Raw genomic sequence first — 23,570 nt, 5'->3', positions numbered from 1 at the left:
CGGATCGATACCTCAAAACCTGAATGGCCTACGCCTCCAGGGAGCTAAAACGTTGGTTTAGTAGAAACCATAAATCGCGCGGCAGGGGCAGTGCAAAAATCAGGCGATCACATGACTGGTGGTCTGACATTTGATAATGACTCTATCCTTGCCTGGGTTAGAAACACTGATTTTGCGAAGATCGGGTTCAAAAATGAATCGGATTCAGACGCTGATTCTTATATGTGGTTTGAAACAGGTGATAATGGGGACGAGTATTTCAAATGGCGTACTGTTTCAGGTAATACAACCAAAGACCTTATGACGCTTAAATTGGGTCTTTTGAATGTTCTCGTTGGCGCTGTTATTAATGGGAGCCTGGGAATTGGAACAACGAACGCCCTCGGCGGTAACTCAATTGCTTTGGGCGACAACGACACCGGTTTTAAACAGAACGGTGATGGCGTTCTTGATGCTTATTCCAATAGTCGTCAGGTGATGAGGATTGTTCCTGGTGGTGCGCAGGTATTTGGCTCAACGGGGAGCTGGATTTACATGCGCGAGCAGACTTGTTTTTCCAGCGTTGCACCTGTGGACAAAGACGGCGCATCAGCAATTGTCAGGCAGGAACACCCGGACAGACATTTTATCCTTGGTGGGCTGGGTAATCATCAGTTCGGCATTTACATGATAAATAAATCCCGTTCAGAAAATGGAACTGATGGGCAAGCTTATCTTGATGAAAACGGGAACTGGCAATGCGGGGGTAAAATATATCCTGCCAGTTATGAAAACTTTGATGGCCGATATCAGCCGAGAGGTAATTACGCAACGCAGGAATGGGTATTGCAGAACTTTGTCCAGAATATCCGTGTCAGTGCCGCCGTAGTTCGTGAGTTTCGTGACGGATGGGGCTATTCAGCTAATGATGCAGCATTTGCGACCGCTATTTCTATGGTTGGAGGAAGTTCGAACGTTGGTTCTTTGCTTGTCAGATATGCTCAAAAGCAGATTAACAACAATTGGTATAATGTCACTGAATAAAAGGTAGAAAACAAAATGCAGCACATTAAAAACCTAAAAAAATACATACCAGACGATGAAAACAGCCTGTATCTCATCAAAGAACATAATGTTGAGTTTTACATTTCAGATGATGGAAGGGATTGGTACAAATCTCAGGCTGATTTCTTACCTGATACACTAAAAATTGCGTATGATAGTGAAGGTATAATTCGTTGTATCAGCAAGGATGTTTCGAGTATTAACCCGCGTGACCTTAGTGTTGCTGAAGTCGAGGTTAACATCAAAAATAAAAATGTAGATATATCTGGTGGCTGGATATTTACTGATGGTGAAATTAAACCCCGCAAATATTCGCAAGATGAATTGCGCGTGAAGGCTGAAGCCAAGAAAACGGAGCTACTATCTAACGCTGCTGTATCTATTGCACCTCTGCAAGATGCTGTCGATGAAGGAATGGCGACGGCAGAAGAAACCGCCGCTCTGTCAGAATGGAAAAAATATAGGGTGAGGGTTATGCGTGTTGATACAACAAAACCTGAATGGCCTATGCCACCGGATATTCAGGCCACTTAACATCTGGTGCTGTAGTTAAGTCAAGGTGGCGTAGCGAGGTACGATAAGCCCGGAGCGCTGCCAGTTCCGTTTCTTCCTCGCCTGAGATATCGCCGTCTTTTTGTGCCGCGTCCAGCCAGTCAATACGCGCTGTAGCTTCAGCCATGCGGCGGGCGCGTTCAGCTTCTGCGTTCGCCAGGTGATTGCGGATTTGCTGCAATTTCCCGTCTTTATAAAACCAGTCGTCACCCAACGTAACACGCAAATTAGCTTTCGTGGCCGGAAGCTCGACAACGTTCAGATTAACCGGAAAAAACGCGTGAATATTTGTCGTGAACGTTCTCACACAACCATCATCGTCATAGCCAATTTTCAGCGTATTTGACTCATCAAATAACTCAATTACGTCATACCAGTCATTACCTTTATCATCCTGCAAAAACATAACATTCTGACCATCTATAATTTTTGGCCTGTTTGTGGTTTCGGGAATGTAAGGAATGAATTTACCAAAACTTTGCATTTTTATTTCCTTTTAGTTAATGACATACCATGTATTATTAACCTGTTTTCGCATGTAACGAATAATAAAATTACCAACATTGCTGCTACCTCCAACCATATTAAAGTTATACATAGCCGCGCCATCAGTTGGGCGCATATAACCACGTCCGTCCCAGAACCCAACTTCAGCAGGTGCTGTCAGGTCGATATTCTGGACGAAGTTCTGTAATACCCATTGTTGCGTGGCGTAAGCCGATAAATCTGTGGCTGGCGGCGGGTTGTTGGGTGAATAAACACGTTGACCATAATCATAGATACCGTGCGCGGCTACATCCCCATTAATAGTTGTATTCCCATCGCGCCTGATAACTAAGGGATTCGATGCCCACGCACCTTTTTCATCATAAAAATGAATATCAAATCTGTCCTGATAATAACCGTACGCACAGGACAGAATTCCACTGGCGTCATCGTTGGCTATCATGCAGTTAGCGTTGGGCCTTGCATCCTGGAATAAAAAGTGCAGCGCTCCGCGTAAAGTACCGCCTGTTATTGGCAGTGCCCCTACATCTGTCGCAGTAGGTTTGTTTAGCTCGTCGTAAATCTTTGCCCAATGTATTGATTTGTTTGAACCAACGCCATACGCCCTATAAAACGGTGTCGTGTTCTCACTCATGGCCAGAGCTGCAAACGTCCCATTTAACGTTTCCGGTACCATGAGCAAATTATAATAAGTATCAGCCCTCGGGACGTCGGTGGATTTAAACACACGGGAAAAATTCACGCCGTATGCGGCTCTTTCGCTAACCGGATGGCTATCCGGTATAACACCGAAAGTCTGAGCGCCCAGGCCAAAATCGCCAACTTTCAGTGCACGACCAAGAGTACAATCATTTACCGCAGTTGTAGCATCGAGTGTTGCTGCAGAACCAAGTTGTAGGGCTTTACGAGCTTTCGCTTTGTCCGTGACGTCATTCAGATTCTGCTCTTTTTGCAGTGATCCGGCAGCGCGATTTATGGTTTCTACTAAACCAAGGTATTCGAGAACCTTCGCTACAGTCTCTTGACCAATCAAGACACGACCGACGGCAGTTAAATTTGCCAACGCCATGCTATTGGGGCCGTTAAAGAATGCCAGCTTATTAGCTGCAGAATTTAGACCAGAGAGAGATGTTAAAATCTGATTTAATGGCTGCTTACCTGATAAAGCATTAAGCATCGTGGTGGCAAAGTTGGGATCATTGCCTAATGCCTGCGCTAACTCAGCCAGGGTGTCCAGGGCTTCAGGAGATGAACCAACTAACGCTGCAACGGCTGCGTGAACAAATTCGGTATTAGCAACCTGCTGGTTGATTACGCTTAATGGTGGCGTAGGTACTGTGACAATTCCTGTAAATGCAGGATCATTCAGTGGAGCCTTCAGCGCCAAGACCGCGTTTAGAGTGTTGAAGAAATCAGGATCGTTGTTAATTGCATCCGCAATTTTCTTCAACGTATCGAGACTCGCTGGCGCATTATCTACCAGTTCTTCAATCTGTTTTTCTGTTTCGTCACGAGCTGCTTTTACTGCTTTTTTTACCGCGTGAGATGATGCCGCAATATGATCGGCATCGCTGTCTATCTCGCTACTTAACGTGATACCAACAGTCTGATTTCGACGGCGCGATACATCGATCATCTCTTCAGTGAGCTCTGTAGCGCCTGCTGGTACGGTCACCGTGCATAGTTCTAACTGATTCTGACGAAGCGCTGTCCCTTCTTCCAGAAACTTAATTTCAACTGCCTGAACTGCGGATTTACAGTTAACTTGATATGTTTCTTGCCCCAAAGCATAGGTTGCTTCAAGTACTACTATGACCTTTTTCCCGGCAGTTACCGGCAAAGTCACATCAGCTTGCTGGCGAACGGTAAGCTGGTAATACTTATCGATGTCAATCGATGCGGTACCGCCCTCTTCTCCCGATGAAATTTTTAAATTTAGGCCACCAGCCGGTGACGGTAAGAAACCGCCATAAAAGCCGGTGTTGACTATACCTCTAAATTTTCGGTTTAGGGCCGCTGAGCTATACGGCTCATTGAACTGAAGATCACTAACGAGCGCCAGACTTGTTGCATCTGGGAACGACTTGATAGAAGAAACTACAACATCAGCAGCCATTAGCTCACCATCGTATTGATTTCGGTGACCGTGACATATGATTTACCGAGGTAAAGGCTGTCCTGTTGGCAACACAAAACAAGACATGCTTTACCTAAGTTGTCGCAGACTACCAGGGTGTTAAAGGGATAGCTGACGTTTGCCTCCAGTTTTGAAGAGTCCAGCTCTGCGCGCAGCGTTATGATTCCCGAGTCATATGACGTGAGGAATTTCTTGTTGGAGTTACCGCCTGGATCGCCTTCTTTAGTTGAAGTGGCCACCTGGGAAGTGAGGTCGGATAGATCAAAGTCTGCCGGGATATCAGCAATGTCATATATCCCTGAAGGATTACTCGTAACGAGGTCTGAAGTGCCAAAAATAGCTGAAGTCAGCTCGAAGCGATCGCCGATGCCAATAGACGACTCTGCGCGGCGTTGGTAGTAATAATCCAGCAGTTTGACCTTTGATAGTTGGTCAGAAACATTCATTCAGATCCAGCTTCCTCATTAAGGCCCCGGCGCGTAGTGCAAGCGGCGCGTAGGGGCATGTTGATTCTTAATGCGAGTCTACTGAAAGTTACATTTAGCCTGGATGCTGTTTTTCTTTCTTCCCTGCCCTATTCGAGGTGTTTATGGCTGCCTATGTCCTCGCGATCACGAAGCTTGGCAACGATATTAGGAGCCGGAGCCTCAAAATCGAGGTGATAAAGCGTATCGAGTACAGCGCCGTCATGGCGGGTGTGATCGAAGCGTCTGATTCCTCCAGGTACGGTTGAAGTAGGTTCAGCCACCAGCGGTGCCATTTCTGTACCTACACTGACCAATACAGGTATGTCAGCGAGATCCTGACTGGAATAAACCATCTCGGACGTTGAATAGGCATGCCAGCCAATATCCGGAGTTTCATCGATATGCAGTTTCAGCATCAGCTGCATGCCATCGAAAACGATATGTAATGGCAACAGCGGTTTAACCACTTGCTTAAATTTGTTTAGAGCTATCTCGGTAAGCTCTTCGGTTGTTTTAGCTTCTCCCAGTATCAGGATTAGCTTCTGCAGGTCGACGATCGACACGCTGATCACGCCACGGCTCGTCATAAATAACTCACCGAACGATTCACCAATCGAATTCAGGTCATTTTCAGCTATGAGCTGTGAGCCATAAGGATATTTCTCAACGTCTACCGGCGCGAACAACGGTTGCCAGGTAACGGGAATCCCATTGAATTCGCGATAGAACGTCTGGGTTATTGGTTGCGCTGTGCCCTTAAAGTGGATTTCGTCCAGCCGCTGCTGCAGTAACATGGGTTTACTGGAGGCATCAGATACTCGGATCGTGAAAAACTTCCCCATTTCCCCTATACGGGTATCAAGGTCTTCATCAGCCATAGTGAAAAAGGATTTTCGGGCTGATATCCGGGAGAGAATGGGCTCTACAGCCTCTTCGAAGATATCCTGGATGATGTCAGCAAGGCTGCCGTACATCTCAGATACTCGCTTAGAGGGCGTAAGCTGGTTTCTGAACCAACCGGGTTTCATCAGTTATCCTCCGGCACCGGGAAAGTAGAGTTTTCGACATCGAGGTAAACGAAATCGTTGAACCCATTGGATTCCTGCATACCGTTTACCTCGATCTCGAACTTCGAGAAAAAGCCTTGCTGGTCGATGAAGGACCAAAGATCCTTCACTTTGATCACCTCGTAGCTGCCTATGTCGTCGGGGTCGAAGTATTTTGAGTCTTTGCCGAAACGCGTCTCCAGAGCCTTTTTGAGCTCAGAAATCACGACGCTTAATGTCAGGTTGCTTGGTATGGTGCCAGATAGCGTGATGGTAAATGGTTTCTCTGCGGCTTCGACGTAGACATAGCGCTTGTTAAGCGGGTTTGGCACATTCTTCAGTGCTGTCATTATCAGTTCGCGGAGCTCCGCCTGGGTTTTCCCCGGGAACCAGCCTGAAATGAAGATCCGGTTGATGAACTTAAGATCCATCTTTCCCGCTATTTTTTCCTGCTGTTCCTCGCCCCAGGCCGCTAACCAGGTAGTGGCTGGCAGATTTCGCTTCAGATAATACGTGTAGTCTTCGGACCAACATACCTGGTTGTCATAGGACAGGTAATACATCGCCCTGTTGCGAGTCGCTTCAATCGACTCAACATCGGTACCGCCGGTAATAGAAGTCTCCGTTTTCGCCGTGATGAAATCAGCAAGGAAAGCATGTTCGTTTGATGGGGTAAGGTCCTGGTTGGCCAGCAGGGTTATATCGCCATTGCTGCACCAGACTTTCAGTTTTATCGTCGCGCCAACGGGTAAAATCATGCCAATCGTGCCATCACCGAAGCGTACACCGAGCTGATCTGTTGGTTTGTAGAACTCGACATAGACTTTACTTGTCGATGTGGCCATGCGGAATTGAGTGCTTTTGGTCCACTGAGTTTCTACGCCGTCGATAGTGATTAGAACGTCCAGTTTGTAACAGACTTCAGTCAGCGCGCGGCTGAGTAACACATGGTAAAACGCCTTTTCTTCGGTAACCGTCGTAATGACTTCGATAATCTCCATTTGAGTCAGACCGACCGTCGCTGTACCGCCTACAGGTACAGTAACGACATCATCAGTCATATACGGGTATTGGTCATCGGATAAAAAAGTTGTGTACTGTGGCAACGACATTGCTTGTGTCGAGGTGTTAGCGATTAGTGCCCTTCCCTTACTGGGAGTTACTCGCGTACCAACATAGTTTCTGTCTTCTGAAGCTGCCAGGATGCTGGCTCGCTTTGTTGCCGTTGAGATGAACCCCTCAGCTAACGATGCGGAAGCGAATTGCAGGCAGCGATATACCATTTGCCAGATCAGCGTGGCCAGCATGTTGACGAACTGAGAACCGGCGAACTGAGACCACCAGCTGTTCCCCGCGATGAGTTTGTTGAGCTTATCTTTGATTGACGAGAGATCGAGTGTTGCCATTAATTTGATACTCCGGAGCTGATAGTTCCCTCGGGAAGGCGAATAGAGATAACGGCAAGGTCGAATTCCTGGCCGGTAAGTGAAATACCGTTGATCTTGAGCGAGGGTAAGTCTTCGGCCAGCTTTTGAAGAAGTTTGCTCTCTATCGCCACCTGAACATGGTCTGAACCGATGGGATCATGCTTAAACTCAGAAAGTATGTTTCCCCATCCTGGAAGGCCATAAATGGAGCCCATTGGGGTATCGATCCATTCTTTCAGCATGGCTGCCTTTGCTTCGAGCGGGGTGTCGTATGTCCGTAGGCCTGTTGACGTGAGCGTCATCAGGTAGTCGATTTCGTTATTCATTGCTTACCCTGATCGGTAAATTGAATTGCCTGAGTTGACCTGAGCCAACCTAATCCTGGGGTGATTGTATTGATAGTTACTTTTGGATTGTGCGGCCGAGGGCATTTAGAGGGCGCAATGGGGAGATTTGCCCTTCATTTTTTAGCTAAAAGGGCTTTCATTCTGGAAAGTTGCCCCATTTTTGCAAGAGCTGATATCTTTCTGGTATTCTTAGCTATATGTTTTTAAGGTATTAACTCCACGTGTACCAAATCGGGACTCCATCCATCAAGGTAACAGGAGGGCACGATGCGCATAAGGACAGAACTAGAAAGACCGATGCCGTTACTAATTAATGATGCTGACTTCAACAAAAAATTGCTGGTTATTGGACGAAATGTAGTCCATACCCAAGATTTTTTGGATAAGGGGACAGAGCCGTTTGTTCTGCCCGGTTACGTTGTGCCTGATGGATACACCTTCTTAAAAGCTAAGAATTATGATCAGTACCGATTGATTGCAAAGAACGGGGATGGCGAAAGTATCACTGTCTATGCAGTAGAAATTAAATTTCATACTGAATTTGCACACCCACATCGTTCATGCTCTCAGATCATGGTATGGAGAACGCCTGATCCGCGGCATGATCAAGCTGTTCGTGGTTTGCCTCAGCGGTTCTTTGAGTTTTTGCTTAGTGAGCACGACATTGTTGTATCTGATGAAGAGCAAACTGGCGCGGGCCGACGTTTTTGGCAGGTAATGCTGACATGGGCTATTCAGTCTGACTACAACGTATTCATTGCAGACGGAACTCATGGCTCGTTAAATGATTTGGGGTGGCCGCTCTATAAGGTTGCCAGCATGGACGAATTTTATGAAAAATGGGATCAGTATGCTTGGGGCAATGATCCGGAAGTACATAAGCATCGTCGTGCGGTTATTAGTAAAGTGATTTTGTCACATCGTCCATTTAAGTTAGAAGACGATGAAGAATAAAAAAGGCCCAACAGGGCCTTTTTTATTGGTGCCGGTGCTAGTTGTTAGCGACTTCGTTTATCAGTGGGTCCTCGATAGATAACGGAACGCTCGTTCTTGGGGCTGGCTGTGGAGTGTTGGCTTTAGGTGAGCTATCGCCTGTTTTCTCGGCCGTATCTTTAGTATGGCCAGCGATTTCATCCAGGCGTTTGAGGATCTTGTCCCAGGTATTCGTTAGCGATTTTGGCAATGCCACTTCGTTAGCGACATTTACCGTCGATTTCATCTGGCTTGCTGTCATATCCTTAACAGACGGAATTTTTGACGGTATGGCCAACGCTGCCGGTTGCACGTTCTGTTTGGATTGTGTCGCTTTAGCAGGTGCAATGCCTAATTGCATATCCTGAATTTCAGATGCTGATGCTTGGTGACGCAATCCCTCTGCATTAGCAATTTTATCCCCGCCATACTCACTGATGATCTTCCCTATTAACTCACCGCCAGGGATATCTTTTAGCGACTGACTATCTGTAGGGAGTTTTGCCCGGAAGAACATTGAGCCAGTGGCTACGGCAGTGGCCTGCGCTGTGGCTTCTTTTGCCTCCTGAACTTTTTGCTGACTCTGTGGTGTTTGGCCACTTTGCAGCGCAAGAATATCGGCTGCGGAAACCTGGTGACGGTTGCCCTCAGCATTACGAATCAGATCTCCACCAAGCTTATCTACGACGGCTCCAATCGTCGTATCGCCGATAAGTGATTTTGCTCCTTCTTCGTCTGTAGGTAACTTACTGGGGGTAAATAGAGGATTATTCCCGGTGGAAGCAACGGACTGAACCTGTTGAGCCGGTGCTTGCTGTGTGTGATCAGTTGTAGCTGAAGCTACAGTGTTATCGTTGGCGCCAGTCGCCTGAGCATAGTTAATCGCTGTGGATGGTACAGCCGCGCCAGCCGCCTGCATCGCTGCAAATACTTTAGGTGCGTACTCGCGTGTTTCCTTTGGTGCTGCCCCCATGCCCTTACGCTGGATATTACCTTCGCCCCAGTTGTAGGCAGAAAGCGCCAGGCCAACATCTCCGTTATAAAGCTTAACCAGGCCGCTGAGTTTTTTAGCTGCTGCTGCGGCGGACTTATCAGGATCGTAAACATCTTCACCAATCAGGCCATATTCTGCCGCGGTTTTTGGCATAAACTGGAACATGCCTTTAGCGCCAGCATGCGAAACAGCTCCGTTATCTCCGCCTGATTCAGTTGTCGCTACTGCTCTTAACAATCCTGGAGGCAATCCGTGCTGCTGTTCGAGAGCGGCGAACTTGCCAGCCATAGTATCCAACTGCATCTTGCCGGTCGACGTTGGTCGTGGGACTTTAATATCGCCCACAGTAACCGGCCCGTTATTCGGTTTACCTGTGAATATCTGGCGAGTAGCTGAAACTCCGTTGTCCACCAGCCGGTTAATAGCATCGATGGTGTCTGATGCCCCCTTCTTAACTGTTTCAACGAGGGTTTTGTTGCGCTCATCGGCATTTTTATCGGAATTAGTTATCCCTATAGCATCAGTGACTGACTTAACCGCAGAGATTGAATCCCCTACCCCTTTATCAATCAGTTTGGCGATATCTGAGGTGTCAAAGTCCAGTGCTTTGGCTACACCGTCCAAACCGATCGCACTGGCGCCGGATGACAACAGTCCTGCCGCACCGGATACAAGTCCTCCCATATCCAGGATATTGGCAGCTGTATACTCAGTTTTTTGACGTGCAGATACCTTCTGATCTGATTCCAGGCCGAATGTATTTTGCTGACCTTCCGTATCTCGCCAACCGGAAACAGCATCAATACCAGCTCCAACTATTGGTCCCAATATGGGGATAGACCTGAGCGCAACTTTACCCGCTGCTTTCGCTGCTACTTTGGTACCAGCCTTAACCGCTAATTTCTCGCCGCCCTCTTCCGCAGCCTTTAACGCGCCCTTTTCAACCGCCTTGCTTGTGCCTTCTTTCGCTATTGCCGTGGCCTCTTTGCTAGCAACCTTTTCTGATTTGGCTGCTGTAGAGGCCTCTTTCGCTACCGTATTTTCTGCCTGTTTGGCCCGTACTGGTTCTTCCTTCGCTACTTTATTCTCGGTAGTTTTCTTTTGGGCTTCTTTGCCTTCACTATTCTCTGCAGCATTAAGGTGGTCCATTGCCTCTGAAGCTGCATAGCCGGTCGCTGCAGTGGCTGTTACACCAGTTGCTATCTGTACACCCTTATTTCTAAATAATTTATTTAGTAAACCAGGCTTCTTCGGTTTCTTTGGCGCACGGGGTTTCTTTTTCTTGCTGTGACGACCGTTACCATCGGGCAAACTGCCGTCTGCAACATCAGACAGTGCGCCTGTTGCACGGCTCCTGGATGCCAGCGCAATGACTTCAAGAAGGATTTTTTTACCCAACGTAAACGCCGATTTCATGACGGCGGCCGCTACTATGAATGGCGCAGTTATAACCGCACCGAGTAGTTTTCCAACTGTCTTGATTGGCTTAATGAATGCCTTGCCGAACAAGGCTCCCATCGTGCCCCAAATACCCTTACTACCATTGCCGCTGCCCTGCTTATCTACCAGCTCGTCAAGACGATCAATAATTTCTTTATTGCCTTCCTTAATCTGCTCAGTCTGCTTTTCGGTTGCGTCGACCTGCTGTTTTTGGACCTGGCGTTCTATGACATTTTTACTGCCGTCCTTTTCTTTTCTTGAGAATGCCCGGCGCAAAATGCCTGGTTTCTTCTGCTCTTCGTCGTCTTCCCCCTCGCCCGTGAGAAAGTCCTTCATCTTTTTCCCGGTATCGAGAGTCCCGCCGCCGACATTTTTAGCCATTGAGTAGACTTCATGACCGGCTTTCCAGAATGATCCGCCTGCAGCCGTCCCTGCCGCATTTGTCGAGTCCGCTTCCATGGGATCACCCAGTTCGGACATCATTTTCCCTACCCGGGTTAAAAGAGCGTTTTCTTTTCGGTCATTTTCTTCTTGAGCCTGTTCTCGGCGTTGGCGGCTGCGCGCCTCCTTATCGTCATCTACTTTGTCTTTGGAGGTAAATCGCCCTTTTTGGTCGCGTGTCGCTTCCTGGCGTACCGGAGAACGTAATAATTTCAGCGCGTTCTCACCATCCTGTTTTAAGTTTGTCGAATGGTTGTTATCTGATTGCTCTTTGGTTGCTCTGTTGCTTTTTGTTGTTCTTCCTGTTTTTTGGTTGGTTATTGGTTGGTTTATGGTTGTTTTTTGTTTATCTTTTTGAGTCCTGTCCTCAGTTGTCTGGTTCTTTTGATTTATGTCTTTCTTATGGTTGTCATTTGGTTGGGTTTTCCATTTTTTGCGCCTTGCCTCATCTTGCTGAGCTTTTCTCTGCTGGTTCAATACAACACTTCGTGGAGTATTCGTATCTGGCGCTTGTGCTGCGGTATTGCCCCCATTCTTCGCCAGCCCCTCGGACAGGCTTTTCTCTATGCGTGCGAGTACGGCCAACTCCTTAGAGCTGGCACCATCAACAGAATCGATTACTTCTTTAAAGCCGGGTATCTCTGGCTTATCCCCGTTCATACTGCCTCCGGTTTGGGGTTTGTTTACCCACGGAGTGTATTGAAAGTTACATCCCAACCAGTCACATTGGCTTGTCGGTGATACAGCTCTTTGAGATATCCGAAGTGTTTCTTGTGGCTTTCCTTTAGGTATACAAAGGCAATCCTTTATACATCCTTTGTGTATCTTATGGAGGCTGTGATATTGACTGCTTTGAACGGACGTAATCCGATTATCTTTTCTGTTATAACGGTTTTATGTGGGATGTATTAGGGATTTACCATGGATATCCATTAAAAACACGTTGGATACCTATTGTACGCATTATGGATTTATGTAGTATGTACATGGGAAATTAACTAATAAAGCGAGTGTGATAATGGCAATTTACGCTATAGCCCATAACAAAGGCGGCGCGGGTAAGACCACCAGCTCGGTGCATATCCTCGGCGAGCTAGGGGCTGATGAAGTATTGGACCTCGATATTCATACCGGCATTTCTGTTATCAATACCCTACGGCCAGACGATAAAAAATGGTCTGTTACGGTCGTTAAGAGCAAAGAGGAACTGCTGCAACTACTGGAGCAGTTCGACGGCGAAGGTAAAGATGTCTTTATCGACTGCGGTGGTTTTGACTCTGATTTGAGCCGTACAGCCGTTGCTGTCGCCGACCTGGTTATCGTCCCTGCAAACGATAGCGTTCCTGAACAAATCGGACTGGTTACGTTCGATCAGACGCTTGAGGAAGTAAGTCAGCAAATGGGTAAAGACATCCAGGCCTATCTGCTGCTTTGTAAAACTCACCCTAACCAGAAGAACTTCGCTAAGTTGGACGATGTGCTATCCAACATGAAGCACATTAAGCTGCTTGAATCCAAATTGCCGTGGCGTACCGGCCAGCATGGTTTTCAGGATAGCCTGTCCTTTGGGTTGGGTATTACCGAGATCAAACATGGTCGCAGCTCGACCGCCGGTAAGGAAGTTGTTGCCCTAGTTAAAGAACTGAAGGCTATAGTTAAAGAAAAGATGGCTGATTGATTGGATGTATTAAGTACATCCATAGTGCATCCTTTGTGTGTATAATGGATTTACATTAGATGTATTTTGAGAATCTTTGAGGTATCCGTAATGGCTGAGAGAAAATCTATATTTGATGCCGCCAGAAAAAACAACGTCGGCGGTGATGCCAAACTGAAAGTAAACGAATCGGGAGCGCCAGCACCTGAACGCAGAACCCGCGCGAAGACCATTAAGGCCATCAATGAAGAACTCTTCGAAGCTCATGCGCGGCTGGTAAAGAAGAATAAAACGAACCTGGACGTGTCCAACTACATGAAAGAGGCCTTTCGTGAAAAGCTGGAGCGAGACGGGGCGTTTGAAGAATAACGTCAAGTAATCCATAAGGCATACATTGAACCTCCTTTGAATGCCTTATGGATTTCCTTTATACATCCCTAGTATATCCTTTATATTTCCTATCTTTTCCTCGGGTTGTTCTTCGCATATACCGCATCAGCAAAACGTAACGCATCATCAACTGACATGCGCAGTATATCGCTGCGCGGTTGCGGGCCATATAACGCCAGGTTGGAGACTAATGTCTGCAAGGAGTCCAGTCCCAAGGTTTGGAATGAAGAGTGAATTCCGAAATCGGGTCAGCAGGCGCGTTGTAGGGCGTTCTGCTGACTCCTTATATTTCTCTGATGTACATTCATGTGGTGGCAACACAAGGTCAGATTCGCCTTTGTCGAAGCGAATATAGAGACCGTGCTGCAGCTCTTGCTGCATGATTTTGACGTTGGCGGCCAGCTGCATCAATTCGGTCCCGAGTGACATCTGGCCAATGAGTTCGAAACGTGTTTGCGCGGACGTATCAAAGTCAGGTTCGAGGTCATACACGAGTTTAGCTTGGTACGTCAGCTCCCATTTACGCAGCTGGGTTATCGCCTGTTTGTATTCATCCTGTTTGCTGGTAGGGGGGAGGGCGGCGCGCATAATTTCAAGGCGCTCCATCGCGTAACCGTCCAGAGGTGACAGCGACCACTCATAGGGTTTTCCATCGACAGGGATCGTAACCTCGCGGTATGGCTGAGTCGTTAACACGCTCAAGTCTTTAGTCAGTTTGAAGACGTCGCAGTTATACCAGTGGTCCTCGCCGCAATGTTGGCAGGTGTAACAGAAGTCGATCACTGTATCAGCACGTGAGTTAATGAATATCCACCATAACGCCGTTCGTCGGTCGCTGGCCGTCCACGTCCGGGAGTCGGAAAGGTTCTCTTTCTCCTGCAACATGTTCAGGAATTCGGTGGTGTCACGTTCTTCCGTTGCTTCGGTTGATTTACAGAAGTAGATGGCATCGTCAACTGTTGGCCCTCTGAACGCGATATGTTTACGCGGGCGAGAGGGTAGGGGAAAGGCAGGGATTAACAAGTTTTACTCCTATACCTGCGGAAGGAATATATCGGAGAAGTTACCGAATGTTTTCCGTTGTACGAATGAGAGGGGGAACGACATATACTCGCTAACCTGATCTTTCGAAAAGGTCATTTCACCGCATTGTGTTGGGATCACGCTGAGCGATTCCATCAGTGAAGGTATGCCGGTGGCTTGCAGGCGGTATATGCGAATATCCATTAGATAGGCCGACTGAAGGTTAATTGTACCGTCGTCGTTAATGACGTTCGCCAGGCAGCTTTTGAACGTGTCATAGATAAGACCGGCATTGTTATCACGGACCACCATGGAAATGGGCTGTGCTGTCCTGGCAATTGGTTGGTTATACTCATTTGCCCCGAATCGCTTCGGCTCCGTCTCTATGGTGTATGTGCCCCAGGTAATGTCCTTCATGAAGAAGTCGATCCCCATACCGCCAATACCGTCCACTTCAACGGCGAACATCCATCCCTGAGCAAACAGGATTTTGTTTAGCGCCAATGCTGTGAGCTTATTTATCTGGGTCTCACCGAGACCGGCGGCGAACATAAACGACGGCAGCGCGCCAACCATCGACTTTGCCGCAGTGGCGATCAAATCACTTACGGCCATCAGTTAGCCCCAGCTTGAGAAAACGGAAATAGCCTGCGGGATAGCACCGCGCGTCGACATTTCGTTTTCCAGGTCTGTTCTACGCTGCACAAGTGCGGCTTCGTCCGGGATGTTCGACGCATCGAGCTTACCGGCGATAGATACGCGGCGATCGAGCTCAGAGTTAGGGATAGCGATAAGGATCTCCAGGTAATCCTTAATGATGCCCACGGCCACCGGCGGAACGGTTCCCTTATCGAGGTCTAATTGCGACAGGTGAACGAGGTATTCCATCCGGAGTGGATACTTAAGGTACTGGTCAGTGCTTATCTCGACGGTACCGTTAAAAACGTCGCAAGAAACATAGTTGCCGGTCGCATCTTTGACGACCACCAGCTCAAGATAGTCGTCAGGGCAGGGGATGCTGGTCCCTTCCGTTATCTGAATAGCTTTTATGAATCCAGCTCGATCCTGGTACTCAGTCAGCGCCTTAATGAGCAGTGAGTCGAGCAGGTCTTTTTGGTTTTCAACCAAGAGGGTGAGAAAGCGTTTCTTCACTTCCTCCAGTAGTTCGCGAGGTGTGGCCATAGTGCCTCCTGTTTAAAGGCACTATGTTAGGGAAAGTTACATCTGAGGTGTTTCAGTGGTAATGCGAGGTGATGGCGAAGGACTTTTGAGTACCCAGGCTATTTCTCCATTTTCTAGGTGAGAAGGCAGTGAAAGATCATTGTAGTACTCGAAAATACCTTCGCGTTTAGCATTTTCAAAAAATTTAATTAAGTCTTCTTTGTTTTCAATTCTGGGACCTTGAACGAATACTTTATTGAGAGATACGAAAAATTTATCAAAATTTTCTTTGGCTATGAGGTTACTCGCTAACTTTGCTTCCAGAGCTTCGTAATCATTTTTTTGTTTTTCGAGTAAGTCTGCGAGGTTTGCTTTTTGGTTGTATTGTAGCTGAGCTTTTAATGCAGACTTGGCCAGTTTGATCTCTCTTGCTGCATCCGCTGCTCTCTCAGCTGATTTTATATGGCTTCGAGCCGCTGCTACCAATCGGACATACACAACTACAACCCATGGCATGAAAAATGCAGCTAAAGTACCGTAAGCCAAAGGCCACCAGAACCTATCAGCCATGAAATCTGGTTGGGAGATAATATTTTGAATTGTCTCTTCTATCGGTTTTTTGGACATGAACAACATAAATATATTTTGCCAGTTACCGATAAAGAATGCCGTAATTAAATAACCGTAAAAGCCATCCTTCAATCTGTCGGAAACAACATTTGATACTCTTTTTTTTGCGTCTTCTCTGACGTCTGCTGAGTTCTCGCTCATTGCATACCTTTTGTCGAAAAATTTAATGGGTTTCTAATGGATGTATTATGGATATCCGAAGTGTTCCTCAAGGGGCGGTGATACTACGCGGTAGGGGAGCGCGCAATCCGTTCATTGAACTCTAAGAGCTCTGAGGCACTATCTTCATACTTCGATATTTTATCGCATAGGATGTCCACCAGCGGGTTATCAGGCTGGTGCTCCAGCAGATGCTCTACAGTCTTAAGGGCCTCTTCATAGCCTTGCTGAGAGAGATTGCCAGTGGCATGAACTTCGTGCTCGTACTTCACCTGTTGTACCTTTTTAGAATGCGTTAACCTGACGTATTTGCTGTCTGTTGAATATGGTAATAAAAAACCCGCCGAAGCGGGCTTATAAATTATGCAGCAAGTATGTGCTGTATGCCTAAAAACATTGGAACAGCGCCATAGGCATTTGGCGGTTCCTGCAACTGGACGAAACCCAATCGCGCATAGAAATTTATGGCATCGGGATCGGCATCCAGGTAAACACCTTTGATTGGTAATGACTGGTGAATGACCTTAACGTGCTCGAAAAAATCGCAAAGCAAATCTTGGCCATAACCTTTCTTCTGGTAGTTGGATGCTATCCCAAGCATTACCAATCTCACGACACCGATTTCAGAGGGCAGGGAGCCCTGCAGAACACCGGCAACGCGCTGTCGTTCGAGTGAGTACGCTGTGAAGGTACACACACCGATAAGCTCACCGCTTTCAGAGTCAATAAGGGCTTTCGCGGCGCAGTCGCCGTTGGCCACACTTCTCTTTAGCGAAGAGCGTATAAATTTATCGATTACGGGATTACCGCATTCGAAGTGTTTCTGTCTCTTGTAGGTGATATCCGCTTGGTAGTTGCAGGACATCACCGGGTTTACTGCATCATTACTTTCATGCTGACCGACCATTTGTTCTCTTCCTTCTCATCAACGCTTGTAAAGCGAGCGTAGGCTGAGCAGGTTCAGACATGAGCTGATTCATTAATTCCCAACTCTGGTTCGAAAGCTGGCGGCGGCGCTGGTTGTCCAGCACACTTTCAGCTCGTTCCATCGCAGCACTGAGAATGAATGCACTCAGATCTAATCCCACAGCTTCAGCTGCTTCGCGAAGCACGTTTTTGGCATCAGGGCTGGTTTTTAACTCGACCCTGGCGTTTTTCAGGGCTTTTTCAGCACCTGGCAGTGTTGCTACTTGAACTGTCATATTGTTTTCCTCTCGTTTGTTGATGAACCTCCTTCGTTTTTAAAAAAGGACCAGCCAGTTAGTGGTGGTATCTTTCTGATGTTTTTGCATTTTTAATGCCTCACTCGGTATCGTTGAATTTATCAACTTAATAAATTACTCACTAAATTAGTAAAACTTAAAATTTGATACGGCTATTGGCCGTATGGTTAATCTACGCTCAATTATCTCTTTCGTCAACAGGTACGGCTATCAGCCGTATGGGGAATGCATTAAAAAACCCGCCGAAGCGGGTTTATCTGTACATCATCGATAGCGTTATCGAGTGGATTACTCAATAAAGTTATAGATGATACGCAGGTTAGGACGCACCATAGCGGTGACGTCTTCGGTCGAGAGGTCGGTGCCATCCATGTAGATTTTGCAGTCGTACAGATTGACCTTTAGCGAGTCCGGAGACTTCCCACCCAGCGATTCGGGGGTGGCTTCAACACGAACATCGAAGTAGCTTTTGTTTTTCACGGCATCCACGATGAACTTCAAAACAGGGCCCTGGATGGTCTCAACAACCTGACATGGCATCTCACCCCAGTTACGGACCGGACCGTGCTGGTTGAACTTCATGCCATTAGGGCCAAAATCTTCGACATCCTCACGAGTGCGCTCAGGGAACTGGGTAGTGCGGAACAGTACGGACAGATGTTCTGCGCCGATGATCGTTAACTTAAACTCAGAGCCATTGAGCTTTTCACCCATTGAGCGGTTGGCAATGTATTGCTCCTTCAGGAACGCAACATTGCCAACGGCATTAGCATGACCAGGCATAAGGTATTTTCCTCATTAAATAAATATTTTCTCGATCTCTGAACGGTTTTGCACCGCCATACCAGAGAGTTGAAGGTTGACTACGTTGGATATGTAGTTGCCGTCAAATGCTTTGGGTGCATCGATGTTGTATGAAACATCCTGAATAACGACATCAGCCAGAATGAGCCGACGGCCAATATTCAGCGTGACAGCGTAAGGGCGGCGTCCACCTGGCGTCGTATCATTGAGCTCCGGGGAGATCATTTGACATAACCGGGTGATAGCGCCGTTTACTTCTATCGCTGGGTTATCAATAGCCAAAAATTCAAGTGGCAGGGTGAAAGCGGGGGGTTGTGATCCTTGCCATACCATAAGGCTATTCCATCGAGACACTGAGGTAGTTGCCGTTACGGATTGAGCCATGTTTGCGACGGTCTCTATCCCGGCAATAGAACCTGCGTTATCGCCTTCGAATGGGCTATTCCACGCAGATGCTATTTGCATCGATGCACCCTGTCCGATATAGCCAACCACGCAGTATTTATCTGACGTGATATATGCTTTCAGAAAAGGGCTTACACCATCAGGATTAATAGCACCAAAGTACTCCATTGATACCCCAAATCGGCCACCATCGCTGGTGGCCATATCCGTTAGCCGATGCGCTTAGCACGCAGTTTCATGGATTTCTTACGGTGCAACTTGCCCTGAGCCGTATTGGCTTTACGCTGTGCTTTTTTAAGAGCCATGCGCTGCGCCGATGTACGACGATGCTTTCTGAATGGTTTACGGATCAGCTTCACCTTGCCGTTGCGTACCACTTTTTTGAGTGCTTCGGTCATGGTGTCATCGCCGCTTACAGAGTAAGTAGCCACCAGCTCATCCTGTTCATCCATATCGATGTCGTTCAGCTGGGAAGCAATGCTGGCGCCCATTTCATCATCAGCATCGTCGAAGAACGTTGTAACAGCATCTTCATCAATACCGACACTGACCATGAAGTTAGCCATCTCAGCGAGGATGTTGTAGTAGTCATCCATTTCTTCGTCAGTGGGCTCATCGGTATTGTCGTCAATACCGGCCAGAGACTGCGCGAATGCGTCCAGGTTGTCGTATGAGGAATCTTCACTACTCGCCCAATCAAACACAGCTGCAGCTGAGTCGGCGAGGCTGGCGCTGGCCACCTGAGCGGCAACAGCCTCAAGAATCATCTGGTGGGCCTTGTCCGGGGTGAGTTCAACCTCGGGCTGTTTAGGCTCTCTTCCTGAGCCTTCTGTGTCGGGTTTATTGCCGCGGTTTTCCATCATGATGGAAGTATGAGGTTTGCCACCCATTGCGATAGTAGTCAGAGCATCAGCCTGGCTACCGCCGTTTTGAAAGAAATTATTAGCCATAATATGCCTTATCGAATAACAACAGGTTTGCCGAGAAGACGACGTGCCGAACCAGTCGGGCATGCCCACCAGGTGACGGACCAGTAATCGACCTCAACTTGCTTAACCACAAGAATGAATGGCGCGGTGCCGTCGGTTTCAGGATCACGTGGAGTGACCAAAGCACCAGCTGCATGGAAGCGCTCTAATACTTTCGTCATTTCACGCGTCAGGCTTTCCTCGGTTACACCGTCCGGTTGGTGCTTCAGTTTGCGGCCCAATTGGAAGAAGAAGCGGCTGATCGCGTCAAAGGTCGAAGACACATGCTGGAAGCGCAGGTAGTTCTCTTCGCTATAGGTGGTCAGCGCATCGTCAATAATCATCTGACCGGTCGAGCTGGTGGCCACCTTATTGATGCGTGCGGTGTACATCGCATCGAAGTCAGGAGTACCGATACCGTCGATCGGTTCGAGCTGGGCACGGTTGATGAGTGCGCGCGTTTCGCCAGCCGGAGAGTAGTGCCAGCCGCCAACGTCAGTGTTGAGCGCAATACCGCGTGCTTTTGCCGCGTACGCAGCACCAGACAGGCCGTAAGCTACCCGGGCTTGTGTCCACTTGTCTTTGCAGGTGAAAGGGAAGTGATACATTGAGCAGGACACGTAATCGACACCGACGAGACCGGTCGATTCCATCTCGGTCAATGCTTCCGCATAAGTCAGCGTGGGTTTGATATCGAAGAAACCATCGATACGACGGTCCTGGCAGATATCACCCAGCAGGGTATAAGACGCTGTGCTGTAGCATCCAAGCCCCAGAACGGCGGTATAGTTCACGTTGGCATTGTTCAGAACTTCGATTGCTTTCGCATACTGTTCGTCAGTGATCTTGGTCTGGTCACCATTAGTACCACCAGTAAACTTAACGTCAGCAATATTGCCGAGGTTAACACCTTCCGCTGCTGTCAGATCACAAGTTGCACCAAGGTATGCAGAACGAGATTCCAGCGCTGTCGTAATGAAGCAAGGACGGCCCATGGCATCCATCTCGTCGGAATTCAGAGAGACAACAATGTTTTCAAGTACGGTTACGGTACCGAGCTTGCTGGTTTCTTTCAGTGTCAGGGTTAAACGGTTGGGGTTAGTTTTATCCGGAGTGAAAGAAATGCTGCGGTTCGTGGACGGATCGCCGTCGACCGGGTAGATCATCAGGAACTGCTTATCCTTCAGCTCAGTCTTCTGGCCGTACGCTAGCGCGCTGTTGGACGGTACCGCGTTGATTACGCCGGTGGATGAGGATTCCTTCGTGAAGCTGATAATCGGGAATTTTGCATCATCCGGGACCACTCGCACGACATAGCCATCAGTCTGCTGCACGGCTTCATAGACGTGGCGCATTGGTTCGAAGTGGCTACCTTCCTGCGGGCGAATCGGATCGCCGAGAACATCCATATAGTTGGATTTGGTGACTTTTAACGCCTTGAACGGTTTCCCGCGTGCGAACACACCTACGCCAGCCCATAAGGACTGATTCAGGTTGGAACCCACGGTAGCTGTTTTGCTTGCGTCGATAGCGGCAACCGCAACAGCAGAAACGTTAGTCAACGAAAAAGGGATACTGTAGTTAGAATTCATTCAGTACGGTCCTGATTAGCGCCCCTATGGGGCGCGTTGGTTGAAAGCGTTTGATTAGTTGCTGGAAGCGGACTCAATCACGCCGCCGGTGCGGAAGTTCAGGCCGCCAACTTTGAGGCTGGTGAGGGTGAACAGCGTGAAGTAGTCCTGGCCGTTTCGCGGATGGATACGGTTGATAGACGAACCCCAAAGGGTGGTACGGTCCACCAGCGCCGGTGTGGTCGGATGCTTGAACGGAATGACCGGAACGGCATCGCCGGTGATGAAGCCAGCTTTGCCCGGGTTTTCGTCACGGCAGTAACACAGGATGTCGTAGGAGTGGAACTCGATACCGCTGGCGGTGAATGCGGTGCAAACACCAGACGGGATTTCGAACACTTTGATGCCGTTGAACAGCGTACCGATGAAGTGTACGTACGGAACCTGCGTGTAGTTCTCCGCTGCGGTAAACATGGTAGGTGGCAGCATTTTGATGAAGCCAGCCGCATCAGCGCCCGCAAACATGCCAACGGAGCCGGTAGTGCGAGTACGTTCTGCGATATCGCGGAACACCTGCTGTACCTTACCTTTGAACATCATGGTCCAGACATCCAGATTGGTATCCTGCGGGATAGCCACGTCGTAGGTGTCAGAGTGTTTGCAGCGGCGGATCATGGTGCGCAGGCGCAGCATGTCCTGTTCGTGGGACAGGTAGTCTTTCAGCGTACGATACTGCAGCGAGCCCAGGTCAATGCCGAATTCGCGTTGCGCATCGTATGCTGCCATCACGCTATGTTCTGCAGCCAGAGCATACTGTGATGGGTAAACGGTCCATTCCCGCATTTCCTGGTTGATAACCGGAATGTATTCAGGAGCCGCTTCGATATTGATCTCAACTTCAGCTTCCAACTCAATGCCTGAATCGAGTGGCTTAGAGAAGGTGAGGTCGATCTGACCTTTGCCGTAGTCGACAACGCCAGTCAATACGTTCTGCTGGCCGTCTGCGTTGGCAAAGCTGTAAATGATCTGACCGGAATTACCGCTAGCGGCATCCACATCAGTTGATTCGTTATTGATGTAAACGACGGAGCGGCCCTTACGGATAGGGATTTCTTTACCGTTTTCAAAGTCGGAGATTTTAAAGGTGAAAGAGGTTTTTACACCGTCGCCTTTGGTAGTCAGGACATAGTTGCGGCGCATCTGCGCGTATTGGCCAACAGACTGCATGTCCAGCTGGTCGCCCTGTTTGAAATCACCGAAAGTGGTACCTGCTACGTTGATGATTTCATAAATTTTGGATTTATCGCGCGGTACCGGAATGAAGGTACAAGCGTCACCGGTTTGTGCGCCCAGGGCGACCGGCAGAATCATTGCCAGGAAGATTGGCTGACGAATGATACCGTCCTGGCTGGACATCACTTCTGCGTTGATGGATTCCAGCATGATATCGTTCAACGATTTCTGGCCGGACTGGACGTTCTCCATCAGCAGGCAGTTTTCCAGGGTCTGGTGAGCAGCTGCCAGTACTTCAGGACGAGGTGAACAGCGGTGTTTGTTTGAGTATTCTGCGATCGCAGAACCCCAGGCAGACAGTACAGAGCGCTGTACGGATTCAGGAACCCCTTCGAAGATTGGATCTGCTTTCGCTGCTTCCATCATGGAGGTGATACGCAGTTCAGGGTCCTGGATGTAGCCGTTATGGTCGAATTGCGCATCGGAACAATAGCTGGTTACGAGATGAGCATTTTTCGAGATCTCGGCAATGCGTTGGCGAAACTCTTTGTTGTCGGACATAAATCAAGCCTTTGTGGTTTTCAGTCGGCTCAATTATCCGGAAAGTTACATCTCGATTATTCATTGCTTAGTACATTAGGTAAGAAAAAGGCGCTTTCGCGCCTTTGGTTTTGCCATGTACCGATTAACGCCCAAAGCTTAAGAGAAAGGCGTCATAATCGACGCCTTGAAGGAACTTGCTACGGTTGCTTCCCAAGGAAACAGGCAAGAGCTATGTGATTACTCTAAAAGACATGCAACGAAAGTAATTTAAATTAGTATTTATTGTTTGTCTACCGACGTCGCGCCATTAATACGGTTCACTGTGATGTTATGGTCGTTGGTAATCTCCAGGCCCAGTCGTGTTGCTTCGATGTATGTGGGGTAATCGCCATACAGATTTACGTTGTAGTCGGGCATCTGACACATCCA

At 48.1% G+C, this 23,570-nt stretch carries 25 protein-coding genes; 5 read left to right on the top strand and 20 right to left on the bottom strand.

What is annotated here, in order from left to right; all coding sequences use genetic code 11:
- The first annotated feature begins 111 nt into the window (after window positions 1-111).
- Both OGX94_RS19870 and OGX94_RS19865 read left to right on the top strand, forming a co-directional pair.
- On the top strand, window positions 112-1,023 hold the full coding sequence (locus tag OGX94_RS19870) for a phage tail fiber protein (protein ID WP_181553319.1): 912 nt from the start codon (window positions 112-114) through the stop codon (window positions 1,021-1,023).
- A 15-nt stretch (window positions 1,024-1,038) separates the two neighbouring features.
- A complete protein-coding gene (locus OGX94_RS19865) occupies window positions 1,039-1,578 on the top strand; it encodes a tail fiber assembly protein (protein WP_268056571.1) in 540 nt (179 codons plus the stop codon).
- Here the strand turns inward: OGX94_RS19865 and OGX94_RS19860 are convergent.
- The 6 genes from OGX94_RS19860 to OGX94_RS19835 form a co-directional block, all read right to left on the bottom strand.
- A complete protein-coding gene (locus OGX94_RS19860) occupies window positions 1,550-2,080 on the bottom strand; it encodes a tail fiber assembly protein (protein WP_181553321.1) in 531 nt (176 codons plus the stop codon). The two genes, OGX94_RS19865 and OGX94_RS19860, sit on opposite strands and share 29 nt — an antisense overlap.
- A gap of 12 nt (window positions 2,081-2,092) precedes the next feature.
- Complete coding sequence (locus OGX94_RS19855) at window positions 2,093-4,219, bottom strand: hypothetical protein (RefSeq protein WP_273622603.1); 2,127 nt, start codon at window positions 4,217-4,219, stop codon at window positions 2,093-2,095.
- Window positions 4,219-4,686 carry a phage tail protein gene (locus OGX94_RS19850; RefSeq protein WP_181553322.1) on the bottom strand — a complete coding sequence of 156 codons (468 nt, stop codon included), beginning with the start codon at window positions 4,684-4,686 and terminating at the stop codon, window positions 4,219-4,221. The genes OGX94_RS19855 and OGX94_RS19850 overlap by 1 nt, the downstream gene beginning before the upstream one ends.
- Before the next feature lie 128 nt (window positions 4,687-4,814).
- A complete protein-coding gene (locus OGX94_RS19845) occupies window positions 4,815-5,735 on the bottom strand; it encodes a phage tail protein (RefSeq protein WP_268056564.1) in 921 nt (306 codons plus the stop codon).
- Window positions 5,735-7,159: a baseplate J/gp47 family protein gene (locus OGX94_RS19840; RefSeq protein WP_268056563.1), complete on the bottom strand. Its 1,425-nt coding sequence runs from the start codon at window positions 7,157-7,159 to the stop codon at window positions 5,735-5,737. The genes OGX94_RS19845 and OGX94_RS19840 overlap by 1 nt, the downstream gene beginning before the upstream one ends.
- Complete coding sequence (locus OGX94_RS19835; protein WP_181553325.1) at window positions 7,159-7,506, bottom strand: hypothetical protein; 348 nt, start codon at window positions 7,504-7,506, stop codon at window positions 7,159-7,161. The genes OGX94_RS19840 and OGX94_RS19835 overlap by 1 nt, the downstream gene beginning before the upstream one ends.
- Before the next feature lie 288 nt (window positions 7,507-7,794).
- On the opposite strand from OGX94_RS19835, the gene OGX94_RS19830 reads away from it, so the two are divergent.
- Complete coding sequence (locus OGX94_RS19830; RefSeq protein ID WP_256433810.1) at window positions 7,795-8,481, top strand: hypothetical protein; 687 nt, start codon at window positions 7,795-7,797, stop codon at window positions 8,479-8,481.
- A gap of 37 nt (window positions 8,482-8,518) precedes the next feature.
- On the opposite strand, the gene OGX94_RS19825 is transcribed toward OGX94_RS19830, so the two are convergent.
- On the bottom strand, window positions 8,519-12,034 hold the full coding sequence (locus tag OGX94_RS19825; RefSeq protein ID WP_268056562.1) for a lytic transglycosylase domain-containing protein: 3,516 nt from the start codon (window positions 12,032-12,034) through the stop codon (window positions 8,519-8,521).
- 358 nt (window positions 12,035-12,392) lie between these two features.
- On the opposite strand from OGX94_RS19825, the gene OGX94_RS19820 reads away from it, so the two are divergent.
- Together OGX94_RS19820 and OGX94_RS19815 are read left to right on the top strand one after the other, a co-directional pair.
- A complete protein-coding gene (locus OGX94_RS19820; RefSeq protein ID WP_268056561.1) occupies window positions 12,393-13,052 on the top strand; it encodes a ParA family protein in 660 nt (219 codons plus the stop codon).
- Between the two features lie 90 nt (window positions 13,053-13,142).
- Window positions 13,143-13,400: a hypothetical protein gene (locus OGX94_RS19815; protein WP_071667146.1), complete on the top strand. Its 258-nt coding sequence runs from the start codon at window positions 13,143-13,145 to the stop codon at window positions 13,398-13,400.
- A gap of 147 nt (window positions 13,401-13,547) precedes the next feature.
- Here the strand turns inward: OGX94_RS19815 and OGX94_RS19810 are convergent, their stop codons facing one another.
- From OGX94_RS19810 to OGX94_RS19755, 13 genes are all read right to left on the bottom strand, one after another.
- Window positions 13,548-14,444, bottom strand: a complete 897-nt coding sequence (locus OGX94_RS19810) for a morphogenetic protein (protein WP_256433804.1) — start codon at window positions 14,442-14,444, stop codon at window positions 13,548-13,550.
- Between the two features lie 9 nt (window positions 14,445-14,453).
- On the bottom strand, window positions 14,454-15,059 hold the full coding sequence (locus tag OGX94_RS19805; protein ID WP_268056560.1) for a phage tail protein: 606 nt from the start codon (window positions 15,057-15,059) through the stop codon (window positions 14,454-14,456).
- A 3-nt stretch (window positions 15,060-15,062) separates the two neighbouring features.
- Window positions 15,063-15,626 (bottom strand): hypothetical protein, encoded by a 564-nt coding sequence (locus tag OGX94_RS19800; RefSeq protein ID WP_268056559.1) that lies wholly within the window; start codon window positions 15,624-15,626, stop codon window positions 15,063-15,065.
- A 36-nt stretch (window positions 15,627-15,662) separates the two neighbouring features.
- On the bottom strand, window positions 15,663-16,376 hold the full coding sequence (locus tag OGX94_RS19795) for a hypothetical protein (RefSeq protein WP_268056558.1): 714 nt from the start codon (window positions 16,374-16,376) through the stop codon (window positions 15,663-15,665).
- 83 nt (window positions 16,377-16,459) lie between these two features.
- Window positions 16,460-16,666, bottom strand: coding sequence for a hypothetical protein (locus tag OGX94_RS25020; protein ID WP_502873448.1), 207 nt, complete (start codon window positions 16,664-16,666; stop codon window positions 16,460-16,462).
- 89 nt (window positions 16,667-16,755) lie between these two features.
- Window positions 16,756-17,301, bottom strand: a complete 546-nt coding sequence (locus OGX94_RS19790; protein ID WP_181553332.1) for a GNAT family N-acetyltransferase — start codon at window positions 17,299-17,301, stop codon at window positions 16,756-16,758.
- A complete protein-coding gene (locus OGX94_RS19785; RefSeq protein WP_181553333.1) occupies window positions 17,285-17,596 on the bottom strand; it encodes a type II toxin-antitoxin system TacA family antitoxin in 312 nt (103 codons plus the stop codon). The genes OGX94_RS19790 and OGX94_RS19785 overlap by 17 nt, the downstream gene beginning before the upstream one ends.
- Window positions 17,597-17,905: 309 nt before the next feature.
- Entirely contained in the window at window positions 17,906-18,400 is a 495-nt protein-coding gene (locus tag OGX94_RS19780) for a baseplate protein (RefSeq protein ID WP_181553334.1), read from the bottom strand.
- A gap of 15 nt (window positions 18,401-18,415) precedes the next feature.
- Window positions 18,416-19,030: a hypothetical protein gene (locus tag OGX94_RS19775; RefSeq protein WP_256433883.1), complete on the bottom strand. Its 615-nt coding sequence runs from the start codon at window positions 19,028-19,030 to the stop codon at window positions 18,416-18,418.
- A 5-nt stretch (window positions 19,031-19,035) separates the two neighbouring features.
- The gene (locus tag OGX94_RS19770; protein WP_181553335.1) at window positions 19,036-19,776 is read right to left on the bottom strand and encodes a hypothetical protein; all 741 of its coding nucleotides are present in this window, start codon (window positions 19,774-19,776) and stop codon (window positions 19,036-19,038) included.
- An 8-nt stretch (window positions 19,777-19,784) separates the two neighbouring features.
- Window positions 19,785-21,386, bottom strand: coding sequence for a hypothetical protein (locus tag OGX94_RS19765; RefSeq protein WP_268056557.1), 1,602 nt, complete (start codon window positions 21,384-21,386; stop codon window positions 19,785-19,787).
- Window positions 21,387-21,440: 54 nt separating this feature from the next.
- Window positions 21,441-23,159 (bottom strand): DUF8615 domain-containing protein, encoded by a 1,719-nt coding sequence (locus tag OGX94_RS19760; protein WP_268056555.1) that lies wholly within the window; start codon window positions 23,157-23,159, stop codon window positions 21,441-21,443.
- A 261-nt stretch (window positions 23,160-23,420) separates the two neighbouring features.
- Complete coding sequence (locus OGX94_RS19755) at window positions 23,421-23,558, bottom strand: hypothetical protein (RefSeq protein ID WP_268056554.1); 138 nt, start codon at window positions 23,556-23,558, stop codon at window positions 23,421-23,423.
- Window positions 23,559-23,570 lie beyond the last annotated feature (12 nt).

Origin of the sequence: Citrobacter sp. Cpo037 (genome assembly GCF_030332945.1) — a bacterium.
GTDB classification, from domain to species: domain Bacteria; phylum Pseudomonadota; class Gammaproteobacteria; order Enterobacterales; family Enterobacteriaceae; genus Citrobacter; species Citrobacter portucalensis.
Note: the sequence above shows the minus strand (reverse complement) of the source record. Positions and strands in the feature narration are given on the sequence as shown.

What these genes read in the sequence shown, in the direction of transcription:
- OGX94_RS19870 (WP_181553319.1), top strand. Translation starts at nt 112, where the DNA reads ATGACTGGTGGTCTGACATTTGATAATGACTCTATCCTTGCCTGGGTT.
- OGX94_RS19865 (WP_268056571.1), top strand. Translation starts at nt 1,039, where the DNA reads ATGCAGCACATTAAAAACCTAAAAAAATACATACCAGACGATGAAAAC.
- OGX94_RS19860 (WP_181553321.1), bottom strand. Translation starts at nt 2,080, where the DNA reads ATGCAAAGTTTTGGTAAATTCATTCCTTACATTCCCGAAACCACAAAC.
- OGX94_RS19855 (WP_273622603.1), bottom strand. Translation starts at nt 4,219, where the DNA reads ATGGCTGCTGATGTTGTAGTTTCTTCTATCAAGTCGTTCCCAGATGCA.
- OGX94_RS19850 (WP_181553322.1), bottom strand. Translation starts at nt 4,686, where the DNA reads ATGAATGTTTCTGACCAACTATCAAAGGTCAAACTGCTGGATTATTAC.
- OGX94_RS19845 (WP_268056564.1), bottom strand. Translation starts at nt 5,735, where the DNA reads ATGAAACCCGGTTGGTTCAGAAACCAGCTTACGCCCTCTAAGCGAGTA.
- OGX94_RS19840 (WP_268056563.1), bottom strand. Translation starts at nt 7,159, where the DNA reads ATGGCAACACTCGATCTCTCGTCAATCAAAGATAAGCTCAACAAACTC.
- OGX94_RS19835 (WP_181553325.1), bottom strand. Translation starts at nt 7,506, where the DNA reads ATGAATAACGAAATCGACTACCTGATGACGCTCACGTCAACAGGCCTA.
- OGX94_RS19830 (WP_256433810.1), top strand. Translation starts at nt 7,795, where the DNA reads ATGCGCATAAGGACAGAACTAGAAAGACCGATGCCGTTACTAATTAAT.
- OGX94_RS19825 (WP_268056562.1), bottom strand. Translation starts at nt 12,034, where the DNA reads ATGAACGGGGATAAGCCAGAGATACCCGGCTTTAAAGAAGTAATCGAT.
- OGX94_RS19820 (WP_268056561.1), top strand. Translation starts at nt 12,393, where the DNA reads ATGGCAATTTACGCTATAGCCCATAACAAAGGCGGCGCGGGTAAGACC.
- OGX94_RS19815 (WP_071667146.1), top strand. Translation starts at nt 13,143, where the DNA reads ATGGCTGAGAGAAAATCTATATTTGATGCCGCCAGAAAAAACAACGTC.
- OGX94_RS19805 (WP_268056560.1), bottom strand. Translation starts at nt 15,059, where the DNA reads ATGGCCGTAAGTGATTTGATCGCCACTGCGGCAAAGTCGATGGTTGGC.
- OGX94_RS19800 (WP_268056559.1), bottom strand. Translation starts at nt 15,626, where the DNA reads ATGGCCACACCTCGCGAACTACTGGAGGAAGTGAAGAAACGCTTTCTC.
- OGX94_RS19795 (WP_268056558.1), bottom strand. Translation starts at nt 16,376, where the DNA reads ATGAGCGAGAACTCAGCAGACGTCAGAGAAGACGCAAAAAAAAGAGTA.
- OGX94_RS19790 (WP_181553332.1), bottom strand. Translation starts at nt 17,301, where the DNA reads ATGGTCGGTCAGCATGAAAGTAATGATGCAGTAAACCCGGTGATGTCC.
- OGX94_RS19785 (WP_181553333.1), bottom strand. Translation starts at nt 17,596, where the DNA reads ATGACAGTTCAAGTAGCAACACTGCCAGGTGCTGAAAAAGCCCTGAAA.
- OGX94_RS19780 (WP_181553334.1), bottom strand. Translation starts at nt 18,400, where the DNA reads ATGCCTGGTCATGCTAATGCCGTTGGCAATGTTGCGTTCCTGAAGGAG.
- OGX94_RS19775 (WP_256433883.1), bottom strand. Translation starts at nt 19,030, where the DNA reads ATGGCCACCAGCGATGGTGGCCGATTTGGGGTATCAATGGAGTACTTT.
- OGX94_RS19770 (WP_181553335.1), bottom strand. Translation starts at nt 19,776, where the DNA reads ATGGCTAATAATTTCTTTCAAAACGGCGGTAGCCAGGCTGATGCTCTG.
- OGX94_RS19765 (WP_268056557.1), bottom strand. Translation starts at nt 21,386, where the DNA reads ATGAATTCTAACTACAGTATCCCTTTTTCGTTGACTAACGTTTCTGCT.
- OGX94_RS19760 (WP_268056555.1), bottom strand. Translation starts at nt 23,159, where the DNA reads ATGTCCGACAACAAAGAGTTTCGCCAACGCATTGCCGAGATCTCGAAA.
- OGX94_RS19755 (WP_268056554.1), bottom strand. Translation starts at nt 23,558, where the DNA reads ATGCCCGACTACAACGTAAATCTGTATGGCGATTACCCCACATACATC.